This window comes from Lawsonibacter sp. (genome assembly GCF_022777125.1).
Classification (GTDB): Bacteria; Bacillota; Clostridia; order Oscillospirales; family Oscillospiraceae; genus Lawsonibacter_A; species Lawsonibacter_A hominis.
Window position 1 is genome coordinate 22,277 of sequence record NZ_JALFGV010000094.1, and the last position, 25,147, is coordinate 47,423.

General features: G+C 63.6%; 23 protein-coding genes. 2 read left to right on the forward strand and 21 right to left on the reverse strand.

Annotated features, from left to right (window positions below; all coding sequences use genetic code 11):
- Window positions 1-38 precede the first annotated feature (38 nt).
- From MR825_RS07990 to MR825_RS08010, 5 genes are all read right to left on the reverse strand, one after another.
- Window positions 39-722: a DUF4358 domain-containing protein gene (locus tag MR825_RS07990; RefSeq protein ID WP_287880020.1), complete on the reverse strand. Its 684-nt coding sequence runs from the start codon at window positions 720-722 to the stop codon at window positions 39-41.
- A 412-nt stretch (window positions 723-1,134) separates the two neighbouring features.
- Window positions 1,135-2,643: a sensor histidine kinase gene (locus MR825_RS07995; RefSeq protein ID WP_256176419.1), complete on the reverse strand. Its 1,509-nt coding sequence runs from the start codon at window positions 2,641-2,643 to the stop codon at window positions 1,135-1,137.
- A 12-nt stretch (window positions 2,644-2,655) separates the two neighbouring features.
- Entirely contained in the window at window positions 2,656-3,153 is a 498-nt protein-coding gene (locus MR825_RS08000) for a hypothetical protein (protein WP_186906869.1), read from the reverse strand.
- Window positions 3,154-3,238: 85 nt separating this feature from the next.
- The gene (locus tag MR825_RS08005; RefSeq protein WP_186906868.1) at window positions 3,239-3,934 is read right to left on the reverse strand and encodes a response regulator transcription factor; all 696 of its coding nucleotides are present in this window, start codon (window positions 3,932-3,934) and stop codon (window positions 3,239-3,241) included.
- Window positions 3,935-3,986: 52 nt separating this feature from the next.
- The gene (locus MR825_RS08010) at window positions 3,987-4,598 is read right to left on the reverse strand and encodes a ubiquitin (protein WP_287880022.1); all 612 of its coding nucleotides are present in this window, start codon (window positions 4,596-4,598) and stop codon (window positions 3,987-3,989) included.
- A 235-nt stretch (window positions 4,599-4,833) separates the two neighbouring features.
- Here MR825_RS08010 and MR825_RS08015 point away from each other — a divergent pair, with 235 nt between their 5' ends.
- On the forward strand, window positions 4,834-6,021 hold the full coding sequence (locus MR825_RS08015; RefSeq protein ID WP_256176417.1) for a hypothetical protein: 1,188 nt from the start codon (window positions 4,834-4,836) through the stop codon (window positions 6,019-6,021).
- A 9-nt stretch (window positions 6,022-6,030) separates the two neighbouring features.
- Window positions 6,031-7,194: an aminotransferase class V-fold PLP-dependent enzyme gene (locus MR825_RS08020; RefSeq protein WP_186906865.1), complete on the forward strand. Its 1,164-nt coding sequence runs from the start codon at window positions 6,031-6,033 to the stop codon at window positions 7,192-7,194.
- An 88-nt stretch (window positions 7,195-7,282) separates the two neighbouring features.
- Here MR825_RS08020 and MR825_RS08025 read toward each other — a convergent pair whose 3' ends face one another.
- The 16 genes from MR825_RS08025 to MR825_RS08100 all read right to left on the reverse strand — a co-directional run bounded on the left by MR825_RS08025 (window position 7,283) and on the right by MR825_RS08100 (window position 24,891).
- Window positions 7,283-8,413, reverse strand: a complete 1,131-nt coding sequence (locus MR825_RS08025; protein WP_287880025.1) for a DUF4317 domain-containing protein — start codon at window positions 8,411-8,413, stop codon at window positions 7,283-7,285.
- A 462-nt stretch (window positions 8,414-8,875) separates the two neighbouring features.
- Window positions 8,876-9,271, reverse strand: a complete 396-nt coding sequence (rbsD, locus tag MR825_RS08030; protein WP_186906863.1) for a D-ribose pyranase — start codon at window positions 9,269-9,271, stop codon at window positions 8,876-8,878.
- Complete coding sequence (locus MR825_RS08035; protein WP_287880028.1) at window positions 9,268-10,191, reverse strand: ribokinase; 924 nt, start codon at window positions 10,189-10,191, stop codon at window positions 9,268-9,270. The genes rbsD and MR825_RS08035 overlap by 4 nt, the downstream gene beginning before the upstream one ends.
- A 13-nt stretch (window positions 10,192-10,204) precedes the next feature.
- Window positions 10,205-12,418, reverse strand: a complete 2,214-nt coding sequence (locus MR825_RS08040) for an amylo-alpha-1,6-glucosidase (protein ID WP_287880030.1) — start codon at window positions 12,416-12,418, stop codon at window positions 10,205-10,207.
- A 66-nt stretch (window positions 12,419-12,484) separates the two neighbouring features.
- Window positions 12,485-13,516: an ABC transporter ATP-binding protein gene (locus MR825_RS08045; protein WP_287880033.1), complete on the reverse strand. Its 1,032-nt coding sequence runs from the start codon at window positions 13,514-13,516 to the stop codon at window positions 12,485-12,487.
- Entirely contained in the window at window positions 13,509-14,048 is a 540-nt protein-coding gene (locus MR825_RS08050) for a cysteine hydrolase family protein (RefSeq protein ID WP_287880036.1), read from the reverse strand. Before MR825_RS08050 ends, MR825_RS08045 begins: the two co-directional genes overlap by 8 nt.
- The gene (locus MR825_RS08055; protein WP_186906858.1) at window positions 14,045-14,830 is read right to left on the reverse strand and encodes an ABC transporter permease; all 786 of its coding nucleotides are present in this window, start codon (window positions 14,828-14,830) and stop codon (window positions 14,045-14,047) included. The genes MR825_RS08050 and MR825_RS08055 overlap by 4 nt, the downstream gene beginning before the upstream one ends.
- Complete coding sequence (locus MR825_RS08060) at window positions 14,827-15,678, reverse strand: ABC transporter permease (protein WP_186906857.1); 852 nt, start codon at window positions 15,676-15,678, stop codon at window positions 14,827-14,829. Before MR825_RS08060 ends, MR825_RS08055 begins: the two co-directional genes overlap by 4 nt.
- 84 nt (window positions 15,679-15,762) lie before the next feature.
- On the reverse strand, window positions 15,763-16,866 hold the full coding sequence (locus tag MR825_RS08065) for an ABC transporter substrate-binding protein (protein ID WP_287880040.1): 1,104 nt from the start codon (window positions 16,864-16,866) through the stop codon (window positions 15,763-15,765).
- Window positions 16,867-17,008: 142 nt separating this feature from the next.
- Complete coding sequence (locus MR825_RS08070; protein ID WP_287880042.1) at window positions 17,009-18,031, reverse strand: LacI family DNA-binding transcriptional regulator; 1,023 nt, start codon at window positions 18,029-18,031, stop codon at window positions 17,009-17,011.
- 76 nt (window positions 18,032-18,107) lie between these two features.
- Window positions 18,108-19,055 (reverse strand): alpha/beta hydrolase, encoded by a 948-nt coding sequence (locus MR825_RS08075; RefSeq protein ID WP_287880045.1) that lies wholly within the window; start codon window positions 19,053-19,055, stop codon window positions 18,108-18,110.
- A gap of 725 nt (window positions 19,056-19,780) precedes the next feature.
- Window positions 19,781-20,641, reverse strand: a complete 861-nt coding sequence (locus MR825_RS08080) for a phosphoenolpyruvate hydrolase family protein (protein ID WP_287880047.1) — start codon at window positions 20,639-20,641, stop codon at window positions 19,781-19,783.
- Window positions 20,632-21,870 (reverse strand): Tm-1-like ATP-binding domain-containing protein, encoded by a 1,239-nt coding sequence (locus tag MR825_RS08085; RefSeq protein WP_287880050.1) that lies wholly within the window; start codon window positions 21,868-21,870, stop codon window positions 20,632-20,634. Before MR825_RS08085 ends, MR825_RS08080 begins: the two co-directional genes overlap by 10 nt.
- Window positions 21,867-22,688, reverse strand: coding sequence for a phosphoenolpyruvate hydrolase family protein (locus tag MR825_RS08090; protein ID WP_287880053.1), 822 nt, complete (start codon window positions 22,686-22,688; stop codon window positions 21,867-21,869). The genes MR825_RS08085 and MR825_RS08090 overlap by 4 nt, the downstream gene beginning before the upstream one ends.
- Window positions 22,689-22,717: 29 nt before the next feature.
- A complete protein-coding gene (locus MR825_RS08095; protein WP_186906851.1) occupies window positions 22,718-23,578 on the reverse strand; it encodes a phosphoenolpyruvate hydrolase family protein in 861 nt (286 codons plus the stop codon).
- A gap of 38 nt (window positions 23,579-23,616) precedes the next feature.
- Window positions 23,617-24,891: an MFS transporter gene (locus tag MR825_RS08100; protein ID WP_186906850.1), complete on the reverse strand. Its 1,275-nt coding sequence runs from the start codon at window positions 24,889-24,891 to the stop codon at window positions 23,617-23,619.
- Between the last annotated feature and the right edge of the window lie 256 nt (window positions 24,892-25,147).

The window sequence follows — 25,147 nt, forward strand, 5'->3', positions numbered from 1 at the left end:
CCTGCCGGGCGGTTCCGTTCCATTATAACCGGAAAAGACTATTTTGTATAGGTATTGAAGGCCGATACCGCGTCGGGCGCCGATTCGCTGACGGCGAACAGGATGTAATTGCCGTTGGATACCAGCTTGTAGTTCTGCACCAGCTCCAGCTGGGCGGGCAGATACTGGGACCACTGCTCCTCCAGATCCTTCTGGCGCTGCTCCAGCGCGGATTTTACCGCATCCAGCTTGCCGTCCTTCACCTTGGCAATAAAAAATTCAGTGGCCTGAACGCTCATCATGGGCATCTTGCAGATGTATTCCTCCAAATCGGCCGCGTCGATCCCGTAGAGAGCGGAGAGGGTGTCGGCGTCCACATCCATCAGGGAGGGCAGATCCAGCTTGGCGATGTCGTTCCAGGTGGACGCGACGGGGGAGGCGGACGGCGTGCTCTCCGGCGTGGGAGCGGGCGTGACGGCGCCCCCCGGCTTTTGCGTGGGAACGGGGGTGGCTTGCGGCTTTGCGGTGGCGGCGGGCGCGTCGGAAGGCGGAGGAAGCTCCGGAGCACCGGTCTCCTCCGGCAGGTCGGGGGAAGCGGTGGGAGCAGCGGTGGCCTGGGGAGACGGTATTGCGGAAGGCGTGGTCTCGGGTGCGGGCGTATTCCCGCCGCCGCAGGCGGACAGCAGGCCCAGACTGAGGGTCCCGGCCAGGGTCAGGACGAGCAGGCGTCGGTTCAGGTTCATAGAGATCGGTTCCTTTCTGATTGGGTTGTGCTGTCTTTGACGGACGGACAGGACAAAAAGTTCCCGCCTCCGCAAAATTAGGGTATTACCGCATCATTCAGCGCGTACGGATCGGTGCGGAAATTTGTGCCGCCAAAAGGCGCAAAACTGCAGGAATACTTTGCGTATTGCAAGGTTTTGCAACGCATTTGCGGGGCAAATTGGCCGCCAAGACGTGCGTGGGGAATTGTGCGGTGACGCCTTAAAATAAACCGGCGGCCCGGAGCAAGCTGCTCCGGGTCGCCGGAAGAGACTGCGGGAAAAGGCATTTCGGCCTTTTCCCGCAGAGAAGGGGCGGGACGGATGGAACTCGGGTCCTGTGGAAAGACCGCCCTGCCCGTCAGAATTGTGGTTCCCGTTTGTTCCGCCGCCTTCAGGCACTCTGCCTGGCGTCCGCTCCGGGGTCTTCCTGGCTGTCGTCGCTCTGCCCGCCCAGGTTGGCCAGGGGAAGCACAACGGTCATGCGGGTCCCCACACCGGGCCAGGAGCGCACCTCGAACCAGCCGCCGTGGCGGTCGACGATCCACTTGGCGATCGCCAGGCCCAGGCCGGTACCGCCGGTCTGGCGGGCACGAGACACATCGGTGCGGTAAAAGCGCTCAAAGATATGGGGCAGGCTCTCGGAATCGATGCCCTGTCCCTCGTCCTGGACTGAGATGCGGGCCGCGCCGTCCGCAACAGAGGAGCGCAGGGTGATGAGACCGCCGGCGGGGGTATATTTGATGGAGTTGTCCACCAGGATGCGCAGGCACTGCTTCATCAGCCCCATGTCCGCGAAGACGGGGACCGCCCCGTCCCAATGGGATGCAAAGCGATGGGTCTGGTCGATCATCTCCGTCTCGCGCAGCACCTCGGCGGCCACCTCGGTGAGGTCGAAGGCCTCCATCTGAATGTGCATGGAGTCGTTGTCGCCGCGGGCTAGGAAGAGCAGCTGCTCCACCAGCTCCTTCATGGAATCGGCCTCCTGCCGGATGGCGTCGATGGCCTCCTGCCGGGTGGCCGGATCGTCCTTCCCCCAGCGGTTGAGCAGGTTGGCGTATCCCTGGATGACCGCGATGGGGGTACGCAGTTCGTGGCTGGCGTCAGAGACAAACCGCATCTGAGAGCGGTAGGCCTCATTGATCCGGTCCAGCATGGCATTGATGGCCTGCGCCAGAGTCTGAAGCTCCTTCTGGGTTCCGGGCAGATTGATGCGCTGGTCCAGATGGGTGGCGTTGATCTCATCCAGCTTTCCGGCCAGCACCTTCAGCTCCTCCGGCGACATGCCGGAGACGTTGTTGAGCTTGGCGGCAGTGGCGGCCAGCTCCTGGATGGGACGCAGCACCTTCTTGATGGACCCGGCGTTTTTAAACAGGTTGGAGATCAAACTCACCAGCTGGCAGATCAGCAGGACCCGGGCGGCGAAGAGGAAGATGGACGCGGGGGCGGACAGATCCAGCCAGATGGTATAGGGCGTGCCGTCGGAATCCATTTGAAGGGTGTAGCTGGTCACGCCGCCGGTATGGAAGGTGACAAGGGAGAACAGCTCTGTGTCGCCGGGGTCGAAGTACCGCACTCCCCCGGTGGTCTCCGCAGGAGAGGGCAGCCAGCCGGGCAGGGGTATCCCCTGCACCTCGGAGATGCCCGCGGTGACGATGGAGTCGCCCGCCTGCATCCACGCGCTTGCCTCCGCCGTGGGCACGCCCCGCTCCTGGACCAGAAGGCTGATGTCCGCAGCCTGCCGCTCGGCATAGAAAAACAGTCCGCCGGAGAACAGCAGGCAGAGCAGCAGATCCATGCAGAAATAGATGCCCAGCAGCCGGAAGAACAGCCGGGTATTCAGCCGGGCCACAATGGAGGATCTGATCCGTCCGGGCGGCTTGTTGTTGGGGTTGCGGGTCATCACGGCGCCTCCTTATCGTTCGGCCAGCCGCTCCAGCACCGGCGTCAGGGCCTGTTCGCTCACCCAGTCGCCGCCGTGGAGGAAGGCATCCTGCATGGCGCGTTCTCCGGCGTCCTTGGGCGGGGTCCTGGTCACGGCCTTGGTCATCAGGGCCATCATGGGCCGATAGACGCCGGTGAGCCGGTCAGGGGCATAGCCGCCCCGCAGATAAAACAGCGGGACCTGCTTCAGCGCGGCGGGCAAGGCCAGCTTGGCGGTATAGGCCGGGTCTGGAAGGGACATGCCCACAGCGCAGACGGCCTTCACGTCAAAGCGTGCGGCGGCCTTTTTCAGCCCTTTGATCCCGCCGGCGCACAGCCAGCCCAAATAGAGCACGGGGGCGCGCTTGGAAAGCGCGGTCCCGGCCTGAGCCAGCTCGTAAGCCGGCAGGCGGGTCCGCTCGGCCAGCAGGGCGGCGTAGCGGGCGGTAAAGCCGGTGGCGCTGGTGTATACGATGGCGTTGATGTCCATGATCCGGTCCCTCTTTTCCTGTAAATGCCGGCCCGCATCCGTGCGGGCGGCGGAGGATCGGTCCGGCGCTCCCGGCCCGGAGCCGTCAGCCGTTCCCGTCCTCGCGGATGACATATCCCACACCCCGGACGGTGTGGATCAGCTTGATGTCAAAGCGTTCGTCGATTTTGGAGCGAAGAAAGCGGATATACACGTCCACAGCGTTGGTCTCCCCCACAAAATCGAAGCCCCACACGTGATCCAGCAGAGATTCCCGGGAGATGACCTTCTCCTTGTTCTCCAGCAGGTAGCGCAGCAGGTCAAACTCCCGGCGGGTCAGCTCCACGCTCTGACCGCGCACCTCCACCTCGTGGCGCTCGGTGTCCATGGTGAGCGCCCCCGCGGCGAGCAGGCTGCGGGGCTCTTCCGCGGCCTGGGCGGGGCGCTTGCGCAGGGCGGCCCGGATGCGGGCCAGAAGCTCCTCGATGGCGAAGGGCTTGGTGATGTAATCGTCGGCCCCCATGTCCAGGCCGGAGACCTTATCCACCACCGTATCCCGGGCGGTGAGCATGATAACGGGCAGCTGGCTCTCCTTCCGCAGGCGGCGCAGCACCTCCATGCCCGACAGGGCGGGAAGCATGATGTCCAGCAGCACCAGGTCGTATTCTCCCGACAGGGCGCGGTCCAGTCCGGTCCGGCCGTCGAAGGCCTTATCCACCTGGTATCCCTCGTATTGCAGCTCCAGCTCCACCATGCGGGCCAGCTTTTCCTCATCCTCCACCAAAAGGATCTTTTCGGCCATGCCGCCGCCTCCTCCCATCGAATCGCGCGTTCCAGCCGGGGCTGTGCGCGGGTTACTTTTTGGGGTCGTCCTTGCCTTGCGCGGCGCGGGTAAACGCGTCCTTCACCTGCTCCACCGCATCGCCGACGACGCCCGTCACCCGGTTGACGGCGTCTCCTGCCCCGCTTTTTTCCAGATCCGGGCCGGAAAAACGGTATCTGCATCCGAAAAACAATCCCAAAAGGAGCAGCGGCACGGAGATCCAGAAGGCCACAAGGATGAGCAGGATCAGGATCAGTACCGGCAGGGAGGTGATCATCTCCCCATGCCGCCAAACCTCAAACTGATTGACGGTGCTGTGCCGCAGCAGATCCACAGCGGCCAGCAGCAAGGCCTTGAGCTGAGCCCGGAAGCCGGGGCGCTCCGCGTCCTGGCCCGCGCTTCTGCGGCGGCCGCCCCGGGAGGGCGCTGTGGGGACCAGGGCGGCCCCCTCCGCCGCATCCCGGCTGGGCCGGGTGGAGTAGTAGGCGCTTTTGGCTGCGCCCCTGGTGCGGCCCTGCCGCTCCAGCAGAATCAGGGCCTCCAGCAGGTCGCCCTGCGTCTGTTCCAGCAGGGCGCGGGCCTCCTCGTAAGACAGGTCCGCTTCTTCCCGCAGCCGCTCCACTTGTTCCAACGTGACCGCCATAGGGTGCACATCCTTTCGCCGGTTGTTCTGTAGAAAGTATAACCGGCGCAGGCTAAATTGGCCTTTAGACTTTCTTAAAATCCGGTTAAATCCAAGGTCAGGCAAATCTATTATACTATGCGCCGCCTGCCGGTGCAAGCGGGCGATTCCGTCCGGCGCGGCCGGTTGCCATACGGTTTAAAAAATGATATAATGCAGCAAAGCCCAAGGCAAATGATCTGGGGGGTGGTATGGAATGAAACGACTCCGGCGGCTGCTGGCCTGCCTTTGCGCGGCGGCTCTGGTGATGGCGCTGGCGCTCTCCGCCGCCGCATCGGAGGAATCGGTCTATCAGATGGCGGTGAACGACCGCTTTGTGGACATGTCCGCCGAGGCCATGCCCTTTCAGTCCGACGGAGTGCTGTACGCGCCCTATACCCTCTTCGACGGAAATGTGACCGGAGTGGCCCTGGGGGTATCCTTCAGCGTAATGCGGGATGATTCGGGGTATTATCTGTATATGTACCGCATCGGCGGGACCCTGCGCTTCGATCTGAACGCCGGTACCTGCACCGATCAGAATACCGGAGAGAGCATGGGCATGCGCGCCATTATCCGAAACGGGACCATTTTCCTGCCGCTGAACCGGGTCAGCCGCTATTGCGAGCTGACCACCAGCCAGCGGCTGACGCCCTACGGAACGTTCCTGCGGCTGACAAACGGCAAGGAGAGCCTGAGCACCCAGGAATTTTTGGAGGTGGCGATGGTCTCCGGCCGGCTCCAGAACCGGTACAACGATTATATCCGCAGCTTGTCGCCCTCCGCCAGCGTTCCGGCGGTCACGACGGCTCCGGGACAGACGGTCCCGTCCGCGCCCACGCCGGGCGGGGCTGAGACGCCGGACCGGAACGGCGTGCGGCTGTATCTGGCCTTCCAGTGTACCGACGGCAGCGGGCTGGAGGCGATCCTCGATACGCTGGACCGCAGCGGCGTGCGCGCCCTGTTCCTGTTCTGGCCGGAGGATCTGGCCGGAAGGGGTGATCAGGTGCGGCGTGTGGTGGGCTCCGGCCACGCAGTGGGGCTGCTGCTCCCGGGCGGCGATCTGGATGCGGTCCAGGCGTCGTTGTCCCAGGGCAGCGCCCTGCTGGAGCGCATCGCCCGCCTGCGGATCCATACCGCGGCGCTGGAGCAGAACGACGGCCAGGTGCTCCGATGGCTGACGCAGCTGGGCTGGGCCTGCTGGACAGGCAATGTGGACGGCTTGGACGACGGACGGGGCCAGGCCGCCCAGGCAAACGCCATCCTGGCGGCGGCGGCGGAGCGCGGAAGCGTGCGTATTACCCTGGACGACGGCGCCGCGGGCGCCGGGATCTTGTCCCGCATCCTGCCCCGGCTGCAGCAGGCGGGGTACAGTATCCGCCTGGCGGTGGAGAGCGAATTGTGAGGAAACGGCATGAGAAGGGTATATCTGGATAACGGGGCCACCGCGTTTCCCAAGGCACCCGGCGTGGGAGAGGCCATGGCGGATTATATCGGCCGGATCGGCTGCAACGTCGGCCGGGGCAGCTACCCCGGAGCCTGCGCGGCGGGGCGGACCGTCCTGTCGGTGCGGGAGCGGCTGAACGCCCTGGTGGGCGGCCCGGGGGCGCGGAACGTGGTCTTCACGGGCGGCGCCACCCATGGCCTGAACCTGCTGCTCAAGGGCCTGCTGCGGCCCGGCGACCGGGCGGTCACCTCCGCAATGGAGCACAACGCGGTGCTGCGCCCCCTGAACCAGCTGGAGGCGGCAGGCGTGCGTGTGGACCGCCTGCCCTGCAACGGGCAGGGGGAGCTTTTGCTGGAGCAGGCGGAGGAAATGCTGACGCAAGACACCCGCTGCGTGATCCTGACGCATGCCTCCAACGTGTCGGGCACCCTGTTTCCCATTGGGGAGATTGGGGCGATGTGCCGTGCGCGGGGCATCTTTTTCCTGGTGGACGCGGCTCAGACGCTGGGGTGCGTGCCGGTGGATATGGCCGCGATGGGGATCGACGGCCTGGCCTTCCCGGGCCACAAGGGACTGCTGGGCCCCCAGGGCATCGGGGGCGTGGTGGTTACCGACGCGCTGGCGGCCGAACTGGAGCCGCTGCTCTCCGGCGGTACCGGCAGCCGGTCCGAATCGCTGGATATGCCGCCGTTCCTGCCCGACCGGCTGGAGGCGGGCACCCTCAACCTGCCGGGCATTTACGGCCTGGGAGCCGCGCTGGATTATCTGGAGCGGATGGGAGCGCCCCTCCGGGACCGGGTGCGCAAATTGGGCGGACACCTCTGGGCGCGGCTGATGGAGCTGGAGGAGGACGGCCTGCGGGTGTTGGGGACCCGGGAGGTGAAGCGCCGCACCGGTGTGGTGTCGGTGGACTTCCTTCACGCCGATAACGGAGAGATGGCCTTCCGTCTGGAACAGGAGTATGGGATCGAGACCCGCTGCGGCCTCCATTGCGCGCCTATGGCCCACCGGACGCTGGGGACCTTCCCGCAGGGGGCGGTGCGCTTTTCCGTGGGACCGTTCACCCGCTTTGAAGAGATCGACTATGTGCATGGCGCCGTGTACGAGCTGCTGCTGGAGACGGGCGGCTGAACAGGCGCAGACCCGGCGAAAGCGGCCCGCACCCCCTTTGATTCGGGGCGCGGGCCGTTTTGCATGGAAGGGCGAAGCGCGCAGGCGGTCAGGAGATCTGTACGTTGACGCCGTTGACCTGTACGCCCTCGTCGGCGCGAATGAGGATGTACTTGACTCCGTCGATGACGCGGGTGTCTACCAGATCGCCCCGTTCGGCGCTGACCCGGATGGTCACGTCCGGGGTGCGCAGCTCCAGCTGCCTGGTGTCCACCAGATTGCCGGGGCTCAGGGCGGCGTCCGGGCCGAAGGCCTCGTCATACTTTCCGTCGAAGGACTCCGCGTGGCGGTCTGATACGCCGCAGGACCGGAGCACGCACGTTACCGTGCCCTTGGACAGGGTCAGCGGCTCGGCCTGCCTGCATTCCTTGTGCTCCTGAATGAGCTGGCACAGCTGCTCCTGCACGGCCTGCACCACCTCCAGGCTGCAATCCGCTCCAAGCGTATCGCCCAGCAGGGACTGGAACGTCTCTTTCTGGGCGGAGGCGGGCATGGGGATGGGGCTGCGGAAGAGCGCGTCCACGACCTCCGGGTGATTTTCCGCGGTGTCCCGCGTGTAGTACAGCGCGTTATACAGGTTGGTGGTGCGCTCGTCAAAGGCGGGAAAGAGAAAGCCCAGCTCAGGGGCGGAGACCAGCCAGTCCGGCGCCGGCGTGCAGAACTCGTTTTCCCGGATATGGTAGCTCAGGCCCGGCTTGGTCTGCTTGACGGGGCACACCGCGCACAAAAGGTAGGAGAAGACCTCGGCGGAGGCGTCGTCCTGCCGTTCCCCGTCCCGGGAACGGTAAGGTACGTCGTAGGCGTCCCGGGCCAGCAGGATCAGGTAATTGCCCTCCAGCGACAGGCTGCCGATCACCTGCTGGAAAAAGGTCTGCACCGCCTGCTCGTCCTTCAGGGCGGAGCTGCGCAGGGCCATGAGGAGCCTGTGCTCCGGACTGTCCGCCACCTGCTGGGTGGTAAAGGTGATGTCCACCAGGTTTTTGCCTATGCCGCCGGAGAGCGTCTTGCGGAGAAGGGAGAGAAATTTTTCGCTTTCCTCCTGGGACAGGAGGGCCAGGGACTGGTCAAATTGGGAGACGATCTCCCGGTTTTCGTTGACACAGCAGCCGCGGATGTGCGTGATGCTGGTCTTCTCCGGCCGGAAACGGCGGCGCAGCTCTGCGATTTCTTTTTCGTTCATCGGGATCCTCTTTCATCATAGGAATGGGGGGCGCCGCCGGCAAAGCGGCAAGGCGCCTGTGGAAAAAGCTGAGGGGTCCCCGGCTATGGCCGGGAACCCCTATTATAATGCGGATGGAACGGCGCCGCAAGCCCCAGGGTCTGTATCCCAATCTTATACCAATTCTCCATAAAACGGTTGAACCGTTTTATGGAGGCCACAGAATGTGGCTCGGCGGCGTAGCCGCCAGGAATGTCGTCAATACTGTTGCTTGCGCCACAGGCGCTGCGGCATCATACGCCGCAATAAAAAGGCTTGCTAAACTTTTTTATTAAGAAACAGTATTACAAGCGCCGGGGCAGCGGGTCTTTTTTGCCCGGACGGCCTGGGTTTCCCCGGGAATCCGGCAGGCTTGCGGCGGGAAGCTGTTTGTCCGGCAAAGATCTCCCGCTGCCAGCCGTTCCGAAGGCTGGAGGACCGACGCTAAAAGGTGACGCCGGACTCCAGGATCACGTTGGCATAGGAAGTGGTCTCCCCGGTGCGCACCACGCAGGCGGCCTGAGGAAGCAGGGCTTTGAACGCCTCGTGAGGGACGTAGCAGATCTGCGTGCCCGGAAAGCGGCTGCGAATGGAACGGTCCATTTCCGGGCTGGCCGTCTTGATCTCCTCGGCCAGCGTGATCTTCTGCACGGCCAGCTCGGACAACACGGCGTCCAGCACGGACAGGAGCGCGGGAACGCCCTGTGTGACGGCCAGATCGATCCGCCGGGTCTCGGGCGGGATGGGAAGCCCCGCGTCGCCCAGGACCAAGGTCTGGGTGTGTCCCAGCTTGGCGATCTCATGGGAAAGCGCGCTGTGGAGCAGCTTGCCTTTTTTCATAAAGAAGCTCCTTTCCCCATTTCCCCCAGGCTGCCCGCGGCCAGGGCGGCGCGGACCTCCTCCAGCAGGGGAATGGCGTCGGCCGCGCCCCGGCGCTGGATGCACAGGGCGCTGGCGGCGGAGGAGAGCCGGAGGGCTTCCGGTATGGGAGCGCCGGCGAGCAGCGCGCCCAGATAGTAGCCCAGAAAGGTGTCCCCCGCTGCGGTGGTGTCCACCGGACGCACCGGAAAAACGCCGCAGGACCAGGTCTCCCCGCCGGCGCGGCAGACGGAGCCCCCGGCGCCCAGCGTGAGCAGCAGCTGGGTATCGGGGCAGCGCTGGGCCAGACGGTCCAGAATGTCCGCGGGCGCCTGGGTTCCCGCCAGGGCGGCGCCCTCCCCCTCGTTGATGACCAGCCAGGAGAGCAGTTCCAGCGGGTAATCCGCCACCTCCGGCGCTATGGGGGCGGCGTTGAAGGCCACCCGCAGGCCCCGGCGAACCGCCTGCCGGATCAGGTAGGGGATGCCGTTGACCTCGTTTTGCAGGAGCAGTACATCCCCCGGTGCAAAACGGCAGAGCGTCTCATCCACAAAAGACTCGGTCAGGCAGGTGTTGGTGCCGCCGTAGAGGAGAATGCAGTTTTCCCCGGCTTCCGTCACCTGGATGACGGTGTGCCCGCAGGGCTGGTCCAGGGCGCGGATCAGGCCGGTATCCACCCCGTAGCGCTGCAGCGCGTCCAGGAGCGGCGCGCCGCCCGTCCCCACCAGACCGGCGTGCCAGACCTGCAGGCCGGCCTTGGCGGCGGCGATGGACTGGTTCAGCCCCTTGCCGCCGCAATGGACGCTCCGCGCCCGGGCGGCCAGGGTCTCGCCGGGGCGGACGAAGTGGTCCACCTGATAGGTATAATCCAAATTGAGAGAGCCGACGCACAGTACCTTCATCCGGCGTCCCCCCTCAGTACCAGAGCTGGATGCGGGCGGCGCGTCCCGCCGGGAGGGAGAGGCGGGCGGCGGGAGGGACGGCCGCTCCATTCACGCAGACAGACACCGGTTCGGCGGCCGGGAATTCCACCCAGGACTCCTCCGGTTGGGCCGGGACGGTGAGCTGCGCGTAGTGGCTTTCATAGAGGAAGCCGGAGAAGCGTCCCCGGGCGTTGGAACGGAAGACGGTCCGGCCGTCCAGGTCCACCTGCGCGGCGTCGCCCAGGCGCAGCTCCATCTGGCCCAGATAGGTGCGCAGGTGGCGCAGCTGCATCGCCTCTCCGGAGATCGAGCCGAAGCTCAGACCGCCGTCGGGGTCGGTGTCTACAAATTCCAGCACCCACATCAGGGGCAGCAGAGCGCCCCAGCCGTAGAAGGGGTCGGCGTCCACGCTCTTCCCCACGCCGGTGAAGGTGTTGTAATTCTCATAGCAGGCCCGTTCCTCCTCCCAGGCTCGGGCGAAGACCTGGGCGCTGCGCTGCGCAAGGCGGTGGGCTTCCTCCTGGAAGCCGTAGCGCTTGAGGCCCAGGTAGGTGAAGAAGTTCAGCGGCGGCCACATGCGCCCCCGCCAGTACACGTCGTCCCGGACCGCGGGGTCCTTCTGCCAGATGGAGGGCAGGGGAGCCGCCGTCCAGAATTCGCTCTCGTCGAAGATGTGCTCCACCAGACGGCGCGCCCGCTCCGGAGTTGGAATGCCGGCCACCAGGGGATAGAAGCTGGTGGGGGAGGGGCTGACAAAGCCGTTTTCCCAGTGGCGGTTGGCGTAAAGTCCCCGCTCCTCGTCCCAGAGCCGCTCGTCGATGCGGCGCTTGAAGGCGTCGGTCTGGGCGCTCAGCGTCCGGGCCGTATCCGCGTCCCCCAGCGCCCGGGCCAGCTTGGCCAGGGACTCTCCCTCCAGCGCCAGCAGGCTGTTGAGGGCCACGTCCTCCATGTTAAGGGTGTCTGCCTCAGGCACGAAGCGGGCGCTGTCGTACATGGGGCTGTTGTCCATGGCGGCCTCGTCCTTGGCGGCCAGCTTGGTGCGCTTGAAATGGCCGTCCCCGCAGTCGGGGGAGCTGCCGTACTCCAGCACGCCGTTGCCGTTGCCGTCCCGGTGCTCAAACCACCACAGATGCGCCCGGTGCAGGGTGGGGAACACCTGGCGTACCAGGGAAAGGTCGTGGGTCAGCTCATAGTATTTCAGTACGATATAGCCGAAGATGGGCGGCTGGGAGCGGTCCACCCACTCGGTAAACTCCGACATGAGGCAGGCCAGGTTCCCGGCGGGGACGGCGTTCTCCATGCTGGCGCAGATGTTGCAGCGGGCGGTGGCCCAATCGCCGGACCAGGCGGCGCAGAGGGCGTGGTAGAGCACGTCGTCCAGCCAGAGGAACCAGCCGCCGAACTTCTTATCGATCCAGAAACGGGTGAGGGAGGTGAGCACCCGGCCGTTTTTGAAGTCGGCCAAGGTGTTCCAGGCCATCACGTCCCGCAGGGCCTCCGCGCAGCAGCCGAAGCGGCCCTCCTGCTGCAGGGCTTCTCCCGCCCGGGCGCGGATGGCGTCCAGCGCGTCCTGCTCCAGCGCCAGGGCGGCTTCCGCCCCCGCGCGGGCGCCGGCATCCCCATTGGCTGCGCACAGGGCGAAGTCGATGACCGGGGTCTCCTCCAGGTTATAGAGGAAGCTGCGGTACTTGGGCCGGGGAGCGTCTTCCAGAGGGGCGTAATAGCCCAGCTCTTCCATGCGGCGGCCCACGTAGCCCTCGTCGTCGGTCAGGCACTCCCGGATGGGGCGGTCCTTCAGCGCCACCGCAAAGCGGTAGCTGCGCAGGGCCATGGCGACGCTTCCGTCCGGCGCGCGGGAGACGCAGCCGTCCCCCTCGAACCCGACGGTGAGCACGGGCAAAAAGCGCAGGCCCCATTCCCCGTTGGCCAGGGTGCTCACCCGGCCCCGGACGGTCCAGGGGTCGCTCTTCCAGTATTCCAGCTGGAGTACCGTGCCGTTGTGCTCGGCGGTCAGACGGCAGTAGCGGCCGTCGGCGTCGTGCTCATAGAGCTTGATGTGTTCGCTGAAGGGGAAGCTGGTGTAGGCGCCGCTGGAAAAGCTGTACGCCCCCAGAGACACGGACAGCCGGGCAGGCAGAAACATCATGGCCGCCGGACTTTTGGCGCTCCAGGTATTAAAGTATTTTTCCCTTGAAATTTGAAACATAATGCCCTCCTTACCGCGCACGCACGCGGTGTTTGATTGGACAGCCCCGCGGGGACGGCCGGGGGGTTACAAAGCGAACACCGACGCGCCCATGACCCGCAGGTCCACGTCGGAGCCCACGGTGAGCGGTTCGGCTTCCCGGGCGGGGACCAGGGCGAACAGGCTGCGCTCCCCGCAGCGCAGCGTGATGCGGATGGACTGGCCCAAAAACAGTTTGTCCTGGATCCGGGCGCTCAGATCCCCCTGGCCCGGGGGGAGGAGGGCCAGGTTCTCCTCCTTGATAAGCGCGCGCACCCGGGCGCCGTCGGAGACGGCCTGCTCGCCCACGGGCAGGGCCAGCCCACCGGCGTTCACCCGGCCGTGTTCGTAGCGGCCCTCCAGCACGTTGGAGGCCCCGATAAAGTCGGCGGCAAAGGCGGATTTGGGGTGGAGGTACACCTCGGCGGGGGTATTGTCTTCGATGATCTGCCCGCCGTGCATCAACAGCACCCGGTCGGCCATGGAGAGCGCCTCCCCCTGGTCGTGGGTGACAAAGACGGTGGTGATGCCGATCTCCCGCTGGATACGGCGTACTTCGATCTGCATCTGCTCCCGGATCTTCCGGTCCAGGGCCGAGAGCGGCTCGTCCAGCAGCAGGATGTCCGGCCGGTAGACGATGGCCCGGGCCAGAGCCACCCGCTGCTGCTCGCCGCCGGAGAGCTGAGCGATGCGCCGGGGCGCGTAGCCGTCCAGCCGCACGGTCTCCAGGGCCTGGCCGACCCGCTGCTGCAGCTCCGCCTTGGGGACCTTTTTCAGGCGCAGGGGGTAGGCCACGTTTTCAAATACGTTCATATGGGCGAACAGGGCGTAATTTTGGAACACCACGCCGATGTTGCGCTTCTCGATGGGAGAGTGGCTGATGTCCCGGCCGTCCACCAGCACCTGACCCGCGTCCTGCCGGACGATGCCGCTGATGGTATTCAGCAGGGTGGTCTTGCCGCAGCCGGAGGGGCCCAGCAGAGCCAGGAATTCCCCGGTTCCGGCGGTGAGCGATACCCCCTTGAGCACTTCCTTTTTTCCGTAGCTTTTTCGCACGTCCACGATCTTCAAATCAGCCATTGAGTACTTCCTCCGTCGTTGCAAGCCGTACCTGACAGGGCATCAGGGCGGCGATATCGTGCAGGGCGGCGTCCAGCGCGGGGCTGGAGCCGGCGCAGGCGTCCCATACCAGGGTAACGGGCAGGCCCAGGTCTACCGCGTCCATCAGGGTGGCCAGGACGCAGAATTCGCTCTGGACGCCGGTCATCAGGATCTCAGCGTAATCCGCCGCCAGCAGGTGGGCGCGCAGAGCGCCGCTGGAGAGGGCGGAATAGGTCTGCTTTTCAAAGGAAAGGTGGTCGAGCGCTTCCAGAGCGGGGATCAGGCGGGCGCACTCCGGATCCCGGTTGATCCCGGCAAACTCCGCGTTGTAGCGCTTCCAGGTGCCGGGGGGATCGGAAAAGGGCAGGTGCCGGGTAAACAGACGCCTGGGATAGCGCCGGCACAGGCGCAGGATATTGGCCTCGGCCCGGTCAAAGCCCGGCGTGGCCCACGCGCCGCCGGGCGCGTAGACCCGCTGCATGTCGATGACCAGAAGCGCCGCCCCGCTCATAGCAGAGACCTCTTGCTGCCGTAACCCAGCTTGTTCACCAGATAGACCAGCGCCGTGGAGACCAGCACCATAATGGTGGCCAGGGCGTTGATGTCCGGCTTATAGCCCACACGGACCATGTTGTAGATCTCCAGGGGCAGGGTACGCACGCCGAAGGGGGCCAGATAGTACTGGATGACGAAATTATTGAAGCAGACCATAAAGGCCATCAGGCCCCCGGCGGCCACGGCGGGGAAAATGCCGGGCAGCACCACGGTGAAGAAGGCACGCAGGGGGCTCGCCCCCATGGCGCGGGCGGCGAACTCCAGGTTGTCGTTGAGCTCGCACAGGGCCGGGTAGACCAGCAGTACCACATAGGGCAGCACGCAGATGCTGTTGCCCAGATACATGCCCAGATAGGACCGGCCCAGGCCGATGAAATTGAAGATCATCAGCAGCGCCACGCCCAGCACCAGCCAGGGGATGATGACGCCCATGTTCAGCAGGGCGGAGAACACCTTGGCAAATTTGGCGTTGGAGCGTTTGAGCCCCAGGCTGGTCATGACGCCCACCACCACCATGGTGAGGGTCACCAGCAGGGAAAACCAGATGGAAAGCCAGGTGGCGCCCCCCAGGCTGGCCCCTGTGAACAGGCGGACGTACCACTTGGTGGAGAATACGAAAGGAAAGGTGCCGTACTGGGAGGCATTGAAGCTCATGAGCGCGACGATGAAGATGGGCAGGAAGATAAATGCGTACACCACGATCATGACCGCCCGGATGAAGGGATACCGTTTTTTCATAGCCGCCTCCCTGCCACGCCGCGGATAACGGCGTTGATGATAAGCGTGATGACGCACAGGACCAGCAGGAACAGCACGCACAGGGCGCAGCCCCGGCCGATGTTCAGCGATACGGAGAAGTTGGTGTCGATATAGGAGCCGATCAGCATCCCGTTGGTGCCGCCGGCCAGATTGGCCTCTACAAAGCTGCCCGCCGCCGGGACGAAGACGATGATGATGCCGGAGAGCAGACCGGGGGAGGAGAGCGGGAAGATCACGTCCAGGAACCGCCGCGCCTTGCCCGCGCCCATGACCTGGGCGGCGTAGAGCTGGTTATCCTCGATCTTGCACATGGAGGAATAAAGACACAGCACCATATAGGGCAGAAATTCATACAGCAGGATCAGGAACACCGCAAAATTGGTGTACAGGATGGAGGTGGAGGCGTTCCGGCCGAACAGGCCCAGCAGGCTCATGACAGGGCCGTTGGCCTGCAGCAGGACCATCATGGAGTAGATCAGCAGCAGCTGGGAGGTGAAAAAGGGGATGATGATGAGTACCACCAGCAGGTTGCGGTGCTTTTCGCCCACGCATTTGGCCAGGCCGTAGGCGGTAGGGTAGGCCAGCAGGATGCAGGCCGCGGTGACGCTGCCCGCCATGGCCAGGGATTTGCCCATCAGCGGAAAAAAGAGCCCCTTTTCCAAAATGGTGGCGTAATTGCCCAGACTCAGCGCCGCATCCAGGGCCAGGTTGTTTCCCTGGATCAGGCTGGCAAAGACCAGCACAGCCAGCGGCGCCACCACCAGCAGAGCCAGCATCCCGGTGCTGGGCAGCATGAGCAGCCAGGTAGAAAGTTTGGATTTCGTCATGCGCGTTCCGCCCTTCTCAGAGTGATGAAACAAGACGGGGGAGACGGCTGCGCGGATCCGTCTCCCCCGTTGATGATCGCGTGCTCAGGAGGCCTTGACCTCGTTCCACAGGTCCAGCCAGGCCTGGTTGGTCTCCTCCGGGATCTCTTTCTGGAACACCAGCTTCTCCGGCAGGCCGTTGTCGACGTACAGGGCGGCCTTCACATCGCCGGAGAGACTGTCCAGCACCTTGGTGTTGGAGGGGATGGGGGGCTGCATCTCCAGATCGGCGGCATAGGTGGACTGGAACTGCTGAGAGGTCATCCAGTCGATCCACTTGTAGGCCAGATCCTCGTTGGGCGCGTCCTTGGGAATGGCCCAATAGTCCACCCAGGCGATGGTACCCTCCTTGGGATAGACATAGGTCATCTTCTGGCCGGTGGCGTTGAGCTGGGTGGCGGCACCGGACCAGACGCTGCCGGCGACCACTTCGCCGGCGGAATAGGGCTTGGCAAAGGAGTCATAGCTGCTCCAGAAGAGCTTACAGTTGGCTTTCAGAGAGAGCAGGGTATCCTTCACCACGTCCAGGTCGGGATCGTAGGGATCTTCCCCGGCGTAGGTGGCGGCGATCATCACCGCGGTGGTGTGGTCGTCGAAGAAGGCGATCTTGTTCTGATAAGCAGGGTCCCACAGGATGCCCCAGGAATCCACCGTGTCCGAGATGGCGTCCGGGTTATAGCCCAGGGAGGTAGTGCCCCAGGTCCAGGGCACCCCGAGGATGTTGCCGTCGGCGTCCTTCACATCCTCCACATCGCGGATGTCCTCCCGCAGGTCGCTATAATTCTCCAGCCGGCTCACGTCGATGGGCTGGAACAGGTTCTCGCGCTTGCCGATGGCCACATAGGCCATGTTGGGCAGCACCACGTCGATCTGCCCCAGGCCGCCCTGGCGGAGCATGTTCAGCAGGGCCTCTTCGGAATCGAAATACTGATGGACCACCTTGCAGTTGTTGGCCTCCTCAAAGGCCTGGACGGCGTACTCCGCATCGGAGCCGTAGCCCTGCCAGTTGGCCACGGTCAGGGTGCGGACCGCGCCGCCCTCCCCCGTGCCGGAGTTCTGGGGTGCGGCCGTTCCGCTTCCGCCGCCGGAGCAGGAGGCAAGGGAGAAGAGCGTTAGACCGGCCAGGAGCAAAGAGACAAGCTTTTTCATTTTGACACCTCCATAAAATAATTGGTTCAGAGATAAAACGTTTTAGTTCCAGTTCCAAAGAGAGCGATTTATGTTCTGCTCGCAGGATCAGAATAGCACACTGCACTGCAGAAGTCAACGAAAAAAGAGAAAACGTTTTCTTTTAGAGCGGAAGAAATTTGACGGAAGCCCGCCGCACCAAATGGGTGTCAAACAGAAGCTCCCGCTGCGGCGGCGGGGGGGCGCCTTCGATGTGGTCGATGAGCAGCTGGGCGGCGGAGCGCCCCAGCTGCTGCACCGGGTTGTAAATCGTGGTCAGCCCGGGGTTGAGCAGGCGGGAAAAGGGAATGTCGTCGAAGCCGGTGACCGAGCAGTCGTCGGGCACCCGCAGGCCGCGTTCGTTGAGCAGGCGGATCACCCCGTAGGCGATCAGGTCGTTGGCACAGACAAAGCAGGTGATGGAGCGCTTTTCATCCAGCAGCTGCTTGGCCGCCTCATATCCTGCCTCCTCCGAATAGGCGCAGTGCTGCAAAACGCCCCTAGGGGCGAAAGGGATGCCCCGCTCCTCCAGCGCGTCCAGAAAGCCCCGGCGGCGCATATCGGCGGAGAAGACCCCCTCCGGTCCGGCCAGATAGGCAAAGGCGCGGTGCCCCATGTCCAGCAGATAGTTGGCCATTGCCGCCATGCCGTGCTGATGGTTGATGCGCACGCAGATGCCGTCGATGGGATCGCCCCAGTTGTCCACAAAGATCAGAGGCACCCGGCTGCTCCGGATCAGGTTGGCGGTGCGCTCGCTCATGCGGTAGTTGTTGTAGATGATGCCCGCTACGTAGTTGTCCCGCAGATAGCTGAGGTTGCGCAGCTCCTTGTCCTCGTTGTTGTTGGAGTTGCAGAGCACCACGCTGTAGCCGCGGGAGGCGGCCATGTCCTCCACACCCTTGAGCAGCAGGGTGTAGAACTGGTTTACGATGTCGGGCACCACCACGCCGATGGTATTGGAGCGCTTTGTGATCATGCTGCGGGCTACGTTGTTGGGCTGGTAGCCGTAGGTCTGTACGATCTGCTGGATGTGTGCGCGGGTCTCCCGGCTCACTCCGGCAGGGTTGTTGTTGATCACGCGGGAGACGGTGGCAGGGGAAACTCCGGCAATCCGGGCAATATCCTTGATGGTCATAGGCTTCTCCATCTCCTCCCTCCCTTGGTCTTTTTACCTTATCACATTTTCGGATAAAAGTAAACCGTTTTCGTAAAAGAAGGCCCGTTCAGAGATCCAGCATGGCCGCCATGGCCCTGACCCGGCGTTCCAGCGCCTGACGGACGAGGGGACTGTCCCGGTCGGCGTCAAAGCCGTGGTAGGAGCCGGGGACCCGCCAGAGCTGCGCAGCCACTCCGGCGCTTCGGAGCCTGCGGACATAGGCTTCGGCCTCGTCCCGGAGGATATCAAATTCCTGGGACTCCACATAGGCGGGCGGAAGCCGGGACAAGTCCTGGGCGGACAGCGGGGAAGCGTAAGCGGCCATGTCTCCCGCGCCGCGGCGCAGATAGAGCTCCCACGCCTGGCGGTTGGCGGAGGGCGGCCAAGGGGCCGCCGGGAAGAGCCGGTGAGAGGGACAGGCCATGGTCCGGTCCAGGACGGGATAGATCAGGGCCTGCCCCCGGAGGGGCGGGCCGCCCCCATCCCGGGCGAGCAGCGCAGTTCCGGCGGCCAGACAGCCTCCGGCGCTCTCGCCGTAGAGAAGGAGACGGTCCGGGTCCACGGCGCAGGGGGCGTTCCCGGCGGACAGAAATTGCAGCAGCCGGAAACAATCCAGCAGGGGCGTGGGGAAAGGGTGCTCCGGGGCCAGCCGGTATTCCGGCAGGAAGACCCGTACGCCCAGCGCGGCGGCAAACCAGGCGGCATTTTCCAGCATCATAGGCTCCAGGGCGAACAGAAAGGCGCCTCCGTGGAAGTAGAGCACACCGGGGCGGCGCTCGGCGGCCTCGCCCGCCGCTACGCTCCAGCACGAAATGGCCGCCCTGTCCGCGCCGGGGTAGACGAAGCGGTGGACCGCCACCCCCTCCGGTGGCCGCCAGGAGTGCACCTGGGCATGCTCCCGGCGGCGAACCAGCTTCCGGCGCAATGCTTCCCCGGGGCGCCGGTAGTCCCGCGGCGGCGGCGGCGCAGACAGCGCAGGATCATAGGGATACGGGCCTGGAACGATCCGGTCCATGGCACATTCCTCCCAAAACAGGATGTCAATCAAAGCATACCACAGCGCGTCTCCCGCCGCAAGACGAGCTGCAGCAGCGTTTTCCTGAAGGAGGGTGGGAACGAGGGTGGTTGATGGGAAGCTGTGAGAGGTCCTGTCAATCGGTCTCTTATCATACGCCGCCCCCGGAGGATAAGGGACAATACGGTTTTTCGGGACCAATAGGTCCGCCGGCTGCGTTATCCCCCTTGCCGGGCGGCGCCCGCCGAAGGCAATAACGCCGTCAGCGCTGATTTTGGCCGCTGGCAGGCGTGTTGTCCCTTGTCCGCTGCGGGTATCGTTGCGCGATGGCTGTAATTCCAAACTGCAGCAAAAATGAAATTGTGGAGACACAACGGGGCAGGGGGTAAAGAAACCTGAAGTTTTATGAAACCCTCCGATGTGGCGCTTTATTCAGCGCCGCACCGGAGGGTTCGCTTAAGATCGGAAAGAATCGTGGCTCTGAAAAGGCGGTGCACCATGCATGTTTTGGTTCGCCGTCATGAGACGGCCGCTTTTTTCAGAACGTGCGGGGAGCATAAAAAGAAACGAGAAGGGGGGGTTTGCTGTTTTATGAGCGATGCGGCGCAGGGGTCCTTCGGGGCCCGGTGAGTTCATCTTCTGCAAAGACGCACTTTTTGTGGAATAGAAAAAGGAAGATACTGCGTTCCGTTTTGTTGTTTTTGGTGCCGGACGCACGCGGACTGCTACACGGCATCCGGGCGGGGCGCGATATGCAGCGTGCGGAACCGGGACGTGGCATCCACCAGTGCTCTTTCCACCGGGATGCGCTCGATTGACGACGCGCCGTAGAAGCCGGAAATGCCCTCCACATGACGCATGATGTATGAAAAATCCTGCGGTTCTGCGATGGGGCCGCCGTGGCAGAGGATGATGGTATCGGGATTCTCGGAACGGATTGCCTCAATCCAGCTGTTGAGCATCTGGGCGCACCGCTCGATCGGCGGCGCCACCTGGGCTGCCGTGAGGCCTTTTGTCGTGAGGCCAACATGCAGGCACAACATATCCGAACCGTTTGCAGCCAGCTGGACGGCCTGCGTGAGGTTGTATGCGTATGGTGTCGTGACCATGCCGCGGTCCTTTGCGGCCCGCAGGAACGCCAGTTCCATCGCCATGCCGATGCCTGCGGCATCCAGGGATGTCACAGTGCGCGCACCCTCCATCTGGTCCATCCCGCCCATACCGGGTACGTTCTGCACGCCGCTGTAGCCCGCCTGCTTGAGCTGTTCTATAAACCCCATCATGTCGCGGAAGGGATCTTGAATGAATACGCCTGCCAGGACTGGCGTATGGGGCGCCACGGGCATGACTTCCTGTGCCATCTTGAGCACCAGATCGTTCGCATTGCCGAAGGCGAATCGCCCAGCCATGGAGCTGCGCCCAGCCATGCGGTACTTGCCCGTGCCATAGACGATGATGAGGTCGGCGCCGCCCCGTTCCTCGGCGTGCGCCGCAAGGCCGATGCCTGCGCCTGTGCCCACGATGGGTTGCCCTTTGCGCAGCGTTGCCCGCAGCCGTCCGAGCACTTCTTCTCTTGTCATATACATGCTGTGCGGTGCTCCTTTCCCGCCGTGATGAGCGCGTGTAGCTTCTTCGCCGCGGCTTTTCCGAACGCCGGGTCATTGATATGCAGCGGCAACTCCTGCAGTTCCACAAGCGGCGATACCAGCGCGGCACGGATGGCGCTGAATAATGCGTCATCGGCCGCCGGGTCCCAGAAGGGGCCGCCCTCGCGGTCGATTTGCGATACGCCGTGCAGGGGCAGGAGCAGTGCGCACGGGGCCGTGCACGCATTCAATTTGTCGGCGATAATCGTGCCCAGGCGCCGGTTCTCCTCGGGCGTCGTGCGCATGAGGCTGCTTGTTTCGCCGCCGTGGAACAGGCGGTGGGAAAAGCGCACCGGTCTTTCGTTGATATTCACCATGTCCAGGGCACCTACGCTCACCACCTGCGGCACGCCGCCTTGCGCGGCGGCGTCGAGGCGGTCGGGTCCGGCGGCACATACGCCCCCGCACAGGGTGTCGGCCCACTCGGTGGTGGTGAGGTCCAGCACACCGTCGATGCCGCCGCCGCGGATTAATTCCTCCATAGTCTGCCCACCCGCGCCGTTGGCATGGAATACCAGTACCTCATAGCCGTTTGTCTCGAGCCAGGCCTTCGCGGCCTCCACACCGGGCGTCGTCATACCGTACATCGTAGCGGCCACGACGGGTTTTTCCTTTTTCGGCGTGGGTGCCGGCCCCAGTTGTGCGGCGCCTGTGACCGCGCCGGCGGCGGTCCGGAACACCGCGCGCGAAATGCTGTTGAGGCCGGCGATATCCACCACCGAATTCATGACGAGAATATCGGTGCCCTGCCACAGCCTCCCCGTTGTGGCGCTGGCTGCGATGGTGGAGACCATGACCTTGGGAAAACCGACGGGCAGCTGCCGCAGAGCCTGCATGCCCAGCACTGTGCCGGAACCGCCGCCCAGTGTGATGGCGCCGCTGATACGGCCTGTGCTATACAGATCTTGAATACACCGTTTCGCGCCCTCAATCATCACGGTGACAGCCTCCAGCCTGTCGCCCGATGAGAGGGCCGCCAACGTTCCGCCGCCCCGACGAGCTACCTCCACGTTCGGGATAGTGGCGGAGAATACGGCCTCATGGGCGCGCGCGCTCACGTCCACTGAGATCACGTCCGCCAGCGGTGCGAGCGCATGGATGCAGTCGATGAGATAGGCTAACTCTGCACCCTTCGTGTCGAACGCACCCAAAACAGCGATGCTCTTCATACGGGCTCCTCCTGTTTTTCCACGGCGATCTGCTTGAAATCACGGATGACGTTGATGATGGCCCGCTCCACGGGGATGCGTTCGATGGAGGAGCCGCCCAGATAACCGTCCATCTCCGGGATGGCGTCGTACACGCGCTGCACATCCTCCGGCGTGGCAAGAGGTCCGCCGTGGCACATGATGAGCACGTCCGGGCGTGCATCCTTTGCGGGCGCGAGTATCGCACGCATTTCCTCGATGCACGCACCGAGCGGCGGCACCTCGACGCCGTCGTCATTTCCCGCCGTCAAGCCCAGGTTCAGCAGGAGAATGTCCGCGCCTGCCTGTGCCAAGCGCAGGGCCTGTTCGGCATCATAACAGAAGGGAGCCGTGAGAAGATCCATACTGCGCGCTGTCTCCACAAGCTCAATCTCCTTGGAAAAGCCAAGACCGCCGGCCTCCAGGTTCTTGGCCATGGCGGGCCTCATCATCCCCATCCCGGGGCTGTTCTGCACACCCGCGAACCCCCAGCGTTTTAGGTTTTCCAGCACCATATCCATGCGTTTAAAGGGATCCTGAGCGAACACACCCGCCACGGCGGGCGTGTGGGCAAGCACCGGCAGGATTTCTGTACCCATCTCCTCGGTGACGGCGTTTGCGTCGCCGAACGAAAATTTTGCGAGGAGCCCATTGCGCCCGGACATGCGGAACCGGCCGGTATTGTTGACAAAGATAAGGTCTGCGCCGGCTCTCTCGGCACATTTAGCCGTGAGACCGATGCCCGCGCACACACCGAGGATGGGGCGCCCTTCGGCCAGTCCAGCGCGCAGCGCACACAATACTTCGCCTCTTGTAAATGATCTCATATTCAAACTCTCCTTTTTGAGCTGAGGGTAAGCGCCCCAAACGCCCGCACGCTCTGCATCAGCGCCTGCTCCACCGGGATGCGCTCGATGGTGGATGCGCCGTAAAACCCCGCCAGCCGGGGGCAGCGCTGCATCAGATACCGCATTTCCACTGTGCTCACAATGGGGCCGCCGTGGCACAGTACGATCACGTGGGGGTCCAGTTCTTTCGCAAGCTGGCTCAAGGCGTTGATGCGCTCGGCGCAGCGCTCCAGCGGTGTGATGACCATGCTGTGGTCGCTCTCGCGCCCTGTGAGCCCCATATGCAGCACCAGCACATCCGCGCCGGCCTCTACGAGAAGCTTCAGGTGATCCGGGCGGGAGCAGTAGGGCGTTGTAAGCAGGCCCCGCCGGTGTGCTTTGCGCACAAGCTCTGCCTCGCGGGCAAAGCCGTATCCGACCGCCTCCAGTGCGGCCGCACATCCCGCGCCCTCCATAATTTCCTGCCCGCCCATACCCGGGATATTCTGCACTCCTTCGTAGCCCAGCGCTGTAAGCTCGTCCAGAAAGGCGTCCATATCACGGAAAGGGTCCTGCGCGAACACGCCTGCGATGAGTGGGGCGTGCCGAACAAGCGGCCGCAGCTCAGCCGCCATGCGCACGGTCTCGGCGTTCGCGTCGCCGAAGGCGAAGCGTCCCGTCATGGAGCTGCGCCCCGCCATGCGGTATCGGCCCGTCGCGTAGGCGATGATGAGGTCGGCGCCGCCCTTTTCCTCCGCCACGGCGGAGAGGCCGGTCCCGGCCCCTGTTCCAAGGATGAGCGCACGGTTGCGTTCCTTTTCCCGAAGGCTCTCCAATATCTCTGCCCTGGTACGTCTGTTCATGTTTACAGCTCCCATTCTTCCGGCGGTTTAGCCTTGATTCAGTCCGCCGCCTTCTGTGTCTCCAGTGCGGCCTCCAGTGCAGCGATATCCTTGTCCGAGCAACCTTTGAGCATGCCCGGCTTGAGTGCGATGAAACCGATGAGGCCGACGATGGAGATGGCGAGCTGGAAGAACAGCGCGTTGCGGAAGCCCGCGATGCTGAAGTCGGCCGGGATAAACAGCCCCCAGATGGTGGAGACCAGTGCATTGCCTACGAGCCACGAGATGAAATTGGAAGCGCCCATAAACCCGCCGATAAATTTTACACCGCACATCTCACGCATAAGGGCATAGACCGAAGTGGTGGAGGTATAGAAGGTAAAGCCCATAATGACAAAAATGACGGCATAAGCAATCGTTGAAAGCTGGGTGGTGAAGACGGCCAGCAGTGCCACGCAGGCAGAGATGACGATGTAGGAGATGACGACAAGCGGTTTTGCGGGAATCTTTTTGCACACGAGCGCGATGGTCACACCGCCGATGCACGAGGCGATATTGCCCACCATTAAGATATTGCTGCTGACGACGGGATCTACCCCGAGCCCCTGCACAAGAAACGTGCCGCCCCACGCCGAGAATACCATGGGAACCGTCATGCCCACCAGCGCGCCTGCGAAGCAATAGAGCCAGAAGCCGCCCGTCCGGGCGAGGTGCTTGACAGAAGCCAGCGGAGAGACGGCCTTCTTCTGCAGCGCCCCCTGCCGGTCGCGTACAAATATCCATGCGCCCGCGGCCACGAGGATAGAGGCGGCTGCAATGAGGCCGAACGTGTTGTTCCAGCCGATGCCGCCGATGAGCAGCACGAGCGGCGTGGTCGCGACGAGGCCGCCGATCTTTCCGGCCGTCATAAACATGCTGTTCACACGCTTATAGTTGTCGGCGCTCTCCCAGGAGGCGATATGGCGGCTGCAGACGTTGAACACACAGGCCACTGCGGCCGTTAGGATGCCGCGGCCCACGAGGATGAGCGGAAAGCTTTTCGAATAGGCCATCAGCAGAAGGCCGCCTCCCGCCAGCAGATAGATCACACTCAGCAGCTTGCGCGCGCTGATGCGGTCCGTGATGAGGCCGGCAGGCAGCTGCATGATGGCGTTGCACCATGTGTACACCCCGATGTAAAGAGCGACTTGGCCTGCGTCGAGCGCAAGGTCGGTTGCGAGAATAGAAGCCGTCATGCTGGTGGCGTAGCGGTGAAAGTTCACCATGGCGTATGCGACGAACAAAACAGCGTACATGCCGCCCTTGTTCACCTTTGCGTTGTTTGTCTCGGACATTTTCCTTCCTCCTTTTTCATGCAAGCGCATTCGAATCGGCCGTCGAACAGTTTTGCTGTGAAGCGCAGCTTTATTATAGGGAACGAAAGAAGGACTGTACAATATAGAAAAACTATTCAATTATAATAAAACATAATAGAGAAACCTCAAAATTTCTCTTTTGCCGAATGGCTATCGAACTCTTTGTATATTGTGCACAAAAAAGCAGTTTTGATGGAAAAACCCATCAAAACTGCTTATAGGGTTATTGTAAAAA